Below are 3,964 nucleotides of genomic sequence, written 5' to 3' on the forward strand. Positions count from 1 at the left end.
AAAACAGGTCGATAATCATTCTTTGCATTTAAATAAGCTAATGCATAAAGATCAATAGCTGCTTGATACTGCTTTTTTAATTGTTTAACAGCGGCGAGTTCTTTAGAAGTTGAAGGTGTAGATAATACAGTGCTATCACTATTAACTTTAATCATACATGTTCTTCCTTTTCGGTATTCAAAACAGCAAGAGGAATATCTTTCAATGATTCTAAGTAAACATTCGCTCTCTCTTTTATAGAGAGATCAATTAATATTACTTTGAAACTTGATCAAAGCAATATTTTGCTTTCTCTTTTTCACCCAATGATAAGTTACATTGTCCCGCATAAAAAAACAGGTCGATAATCATTCTTTGCATTTAAATAAGCTAATGCATAAAGATCAATAGCTGCTTGATACTGCTTTTTTAATTGTTTAACAGCGGCGAGTCCCATAATGTAATCAACATTATAAAAATCATAGAGGCATAAAAATTTAAAAATAGCCTCTGCTTCATCCAGTTTTCCTTTCTGGTAAAAATCATACGCAAATGAATAAATTCCTTCCATAAATCCTTCTGGGATAGCGCCTTCATCCTTAAGTGATGTCCCATTTTGAACAATAGAAACAATATAGCTTGCTAATTGATCAAGTTCTTTTTCTGACATTTTTTCATATACTGACATAATGTTAATCCTTTCATCTATGATGAATAATTAATGATAGAATTCTAAATCAACCATTAATTAATTACTTTAATAAAACACACGTCTATATTTATAAATATAAATACATTATTTTTATAATTAAAATATAAATACACATGGAAAAATTTATTGATGGCGCGTATAATCCATTTCTTCTCTTAGTAAGCCTTCAATTTCTATTCTCTTAAGCCAAATAAGAATATCCATAATATCCAATAAATCTTGGTCTATCATTACCTCAAACAGATGATATTTATGATAGAATTTTCTCGCAAGTTCAGGGTAACGAATAACAGGTGTACCTACTTTTTTCGCATAGGCTTTCACGGCTAATGCTTTTTCATTAATACATTTCAGTGAAACTAATGGCATAACACCATTATCGGGGTCAAAATAAATACCTACGGCAACATGGGTTGGATTTACAATAACAGCTGATGAATCACGAATCACTTTTTTTCATGGGTTCATCAAGTAACTCTTGATGTATTTGACGGCGTGTCGATTTTATTTCAGGATTACCCTCCATATTCTTATTTTCTTGCTTAACTTCATGTTTTTTCCATCATCATATCTTTCATAAAGATAAAGAAATCAGCAATAATATTTAAAATAAGTATGGGTATTGATAATATAAAAAATACAAATATAAAACTGACAACTAGTGAACACCATTTATCAATGACAATATTTAGTCCTGAACGATATAGTGTAAATATCTCATGTCCATGTACAACAATAAAAATATAACACGTGACTAAAAAATACAATTATAAACAATAATGTTTTTTAAAAAGATCTTTTAATTGTTCTTATACTGAATATTTTTTTTAAATCCAGAAATAGGATTTATATTATTAAGATCGATTTTAATGGCTTCCGTGGCCAGTTTTAAAACGTGAACTAAATAAAGAAGGAATAGCACCGGATAGAAAAGTAACAATAAGAATAGGCATAAAAATATCAAAAAATAATTTTGAAATAACGTCAACATAACTCTTCAAAGTAATATTTTGCTGGATTAAGCAAGAGAGATTGATAAAATTGACTAAATTCATCTAAATCAACTTGATTAAATAAATACATAACACCTATAAGATAAACAAGGCCAGATGTTAGTTTCTTTACTTTTAAAGTTTTGTCCCTTCTTTGCCGAATTCATCAAGTTTTTTTTGCGTTGGCTTTTCTGTTTTCTCAGCCATGATAAATACTCATGAAAATAGTATAAAAATATCTATTATTAAAAAAATTCATACAGCTCTGTCGTCATCGCTGAGGCAAAGAACAGAAGTAGAGATATAAAGGCAATAATCCCTTTTTATACATAATGACAGAGAAAAAGCATTTAATTGAGGACAAAAGAGAGAATAAACACCCAACGCAACTTCACTCAAAAACATAATGATAAGAACGGGTGATACTAAAACAATAGCAGTACGGATCATGTTATTAAGCCAATGACCAATAAACGAATAACCAATCTCTTTATTAAAATACCCCATAGGAAATACATCATAACTATCTTTTATCGAACTCATTAATAGTGTTAACCCTCCTGTCGATAAAAAATAAGCTACACAAAATAGTCCAGTCAATGAGGCAAATTCAGAAGATTCAATTCCGGTTGTTGGATTAATTGTATCACCGATACTTGCCCCTCTCTGATTATCAACAAATTCACCAAAAGCAGAAGCTATCCAAAAGGGTGTAGCAAATACTAACCCCATTAAAAGACCAATAATTAATTCACTTAAAATTATTATTTCCCATGTATTTCTTATTTCATCAGTAATTAAAACACTTGGTTTTTATTCCCATAGAAATATAAAAAACAATAATATATTTTAATAGTTGGCTATTTAACACTCGGCTATTTAAAAAAGGAATAAAAAGAAAAATAGGAAATAATCTTGCAACAAGTAAAAAAAGATCGATTAAATAAAGTTGTATATACCCTAGCAGTATTAACATTTTATTTATCCAGCTAACCCTAATGTCATCATCTCTTTGGCATACACGAGCACCTTATCACCCATCCATCCCATCGTTACTAACAGACAAACAAAAACACCCACAAGTTTTACACCGAAAGGTAATGTCTGCTCCTGTACTTGAGTGATGGTTTGTAAAAGACCGATTGCCAACCCGATAAATGTTGCTATTGCAATAGGGGCAGCCGAAAGTAATATCACCAAATAAACAGCTTTATTCGCTGCATAGATCATATCCATTAGCTTACCGCCATAAGGTCAAGATATTGATTAATTAATCCCTTAGCGAGAAGAGTCCAACCATCCATAGCAATAAATAAAATTAATTTTAAAGGTACAGATAATGTTATTGGGCTCATCATCATCATACCTAGAGCTAATAAAATACAGGAAACGACCAGGTCAATAACAATAAAAGGTAAATAAAGATAAAAACCAATGATAAAAGCAGATTTTATTTCGCTTAGTGCATAAGCAGGAAGTAACGATAATAACGAATTTTCTATATTTTCTTTATCACCATAACTATCTGGTCGATTTCCTTGTGCTTGTTCAAAGAAATCTAATAAATTCAGGCTCAGAATATTTGTAACAAATATCGTTTATATTCTCCCAATGCATTATCTGAAAAATTGTTCAAATTGAATCAGGGGAAGTCATATCAATTGGGTTTTCAATAAGATATTGATAGGTATTTTTTGCTATTGGTGTCATTACAAACAGTGCCATCATTAATGCAATCGCATTAAGTACCATATTAGAAGGAACTTGTTGAACCCCTAAAGCATTACGAGTCATAACCAACACGATAGAAAATTTTAAATAACATGTCCCCGCGGCAATAATGAAAGGTGCTAATGTAGCTAATGATAGTGTTAAAATAAGTGTTGTTGAACTTTCCATATCTTTAATCTTGCTTTAAATAAGCACGTTGGATTTCAACAGCGAATCGCTCACCAACTTTAATTAACTCCCCTTGAGCAATAGCAATCCCATTAGCAATTAATGTGATATGACGTAATGCATTATCCGGCAAAGTAATTTGTTGTCCCGGTGATAACTCTTCAATTTGTTCAAGTAACATGGTTTTTACTTGTTAGTAAAAAAGAGAGAGTAACAGGTATAGATTGAATCGCTTTTAACTCTATATTTTTTTTGCAATGTAATTTGTGTATCTTCAACTAACTCTTCATGCTCTGTTTTCATGAGTCAATAACTTTTCATCTAAAACCACAGTATTTTTCTCCTTCTTGCCATTGATAACGCATCCACGTTTTTTTTCACC

General features: G+C 30.8%; 6 protein-coding genes and 3 pseudogenes. All 9 read right to left on the reverse strand.

Translation table 11 applies throughout. The features are described from left to right. A pseudogene (locus BHE89_RS11460) lies at nucleotides 1–101 on the reverse strand (tetratricopeptide repeat protein); the annotation flags it as partial. A 50-nt stretch (nucleotides 102–151) separates the two neighbouring features. Continuing rightward, nucleotides 152–667 (reverse strand): annotated as a pseudogene (gene sicA, locus BHE89_RS11465) (type III secretion system translocator chaperone SicA). A 147-nt stretch (nucleotides 668–814) separates the two neighbouring features. Continuing rightward, the gene (locus BHE89_RS25620; protein WP_286146083.1) at nucleotides 815–1,141 is read right to left on the reverse strand and encodes an EscU/YscU/HrcU family type III secretion system export apparatus switch protein; all 327 of its coding nucleotides are present in this window, start codon (nucleotides 1,139–1,141) and stop codon (nucleotides 815–817) included. Further along, nucleotides 1,131–1,217, reverse strand: coding sequence for a hypothetical protein (locus tag BHE89_RS27015; protein ID WP_353615121.1), 87 nt, complete (start codon nucleotides 1,215–1,217; stop codon nucleotides 1,131–1,133). Before BHE89_RS27015 ends, BHE89_RS25620 begins: the two co-directional genes overlap by 11 nt. 273 nt (nucleotides 1,218–1,490) lie before the next feature. Further along, nucleotides 1,491–1,682 carry an EscU/YscU/HrcU family type III secretion system export apparatus switch protein gene (locus tag BHE89_RS27020; protein WP_353615120.1) on the reverse strand — a complete coding sequence of 64 codons (192 nt, stop codon included), beginning with the start codon at nucleotides 1,680–1,682 and terminating at the stop codon, nucleotides 1,491–1,493. Between the two features lie 256 nt (nucleotides 1,683–1,938). Then, nucleotides 1,939–2,415 carry an EscT/YscT/HrcT family type III secretion system export apparatus protein gene (locus tag BHE89_RS25625; RefSeq protein WP_286146084.1) on the reverse strand — a complete coding sequence of 159 codons (477 nt, stop codon included), beginning with the start codon at nucleotides 2,413–2,415 and terminating at the stop codon, nucleotides 1,939–1,941. Between the two features lie 249 nt (nucleotides 2,416–2,664). Next, a complete protein-coding gene (gene sctS / locus BHE89_RS11480; protein ID WP_069366950.1) occupies nucleotides 2,665–2,919 on the reverse strand; it encodes a type III secretion system export apparatus subunit SctS in 255 nt (84 codons plus the stop codon). After that, nucleotides 2,919–3,582, reverse strand: a pseudogene (locus BHE89_RS11485) (EscR/YscR/HrcR family type III secretion system export apparatus protein). The gene sctS and the pseudogene BHE89_RS11485 overlap by 1 nt, the downstream one beginning before the upstream one ends. Before the next feature lie 4 nt (nucleotides 3,583–3,586). Next, the gene (locus tag BHE89_RS11490; protein ID WP_128860495.1) at nucleotides 3,587–3,763 is read right to left on the reverse strand and encodes a FliM/FliN family flagellar motor switch protein; all 177 of its coding nucleotides are present in this window, start codon (nucleotides 3,761–3,763) and stop codon (nucleotides 3,587–3,589) included. Nucleotides 3,764–3,964 lie beyond the last annotated feature (201 nt).

It is taken from the genome of Shigella sp. FC1967, from assembly GCF_001743005.1.
GTDB lineage: Bacteria > Pseudomonadota > Gammaproteobacteria > Enterobacterales > Enterobacteriaceae > Proteus.